Below are 644 nucleotides of genomic sequence, written 5' to 3'. Positions count from 1 at the left end.
TCATGTTGTGCCATCCTTTCACGATTGATAATCTTGATGTTCCGTTCTACTTCTAACAGGATACCTTTGGAAAGGGCGGTTACTGCCGTACCCAGATGTGCAACCAGCGGGAGTGTATTGAAATGGCTGACCGTCGCCATACCGTCACTCAACTGGATTTTTTCATCCGGCAGGTGACACTTTTTGCCGATGAAATAAGAAATGCTGTCGGTCAAAAGCTGGATGTATTGGGCTTCAAAACCACCGGCCGGGATCTCGGTGAACAAATGGCCTTTGGTTTCCTGCTTGAGTTCTTGCAAAAAGTGGTTATAATTCTCTGCGACAGATTCGCTTGCCATCGCATACAGCGCTTGGGGAAAATCTTGCTTGGGGAAACCGTGTGCATACGACAGGCGCTCGGTCAGGACCTTTTTCATTTCATCGGAAAGCTGCCAGTCCGTAGGATGAATCTCTTTGCCAGTAGTTTGGCTTACATCAAAGAGATAGTCAAGGGTGAGTTTGGCATTCCGGTAGACGCAAACGGCTACGCCCTTTGCACGGGGAATCAAATTTCTGCCTATGGCTGCCCATTGCTTTCGTGTTGCCAGAATCGAAACATCCTCGTCCTGTGCGTACACAAGAAGTATGTTGTCAAAACTGTGCTT

General features: G+C 48.0%; 1 protein-coding gene. It reads right to left on the bottom strand.

The features are described 5' to 3' along the window. A partial coding sequence (locus B5G42_RS18335) for a hypothetical protein (RefSeq protein ID WP_162611159.1) occupies positions 1-644 on the bottom strand: 644 nt, incomplete at both ends.

The organism is Flavonifractor sp. An91 (assembly GCF_002159225.1).
GTDB classification, from domain to species: Bacteria; Bacillota; Clostridia; order Oscillospirales; family Oscillospiraceae; genus Flavonifractor; species Flavonifractor avicola.
This window is presented reverse-complemented; position numbering and strand designations above follow the sequence as displayed.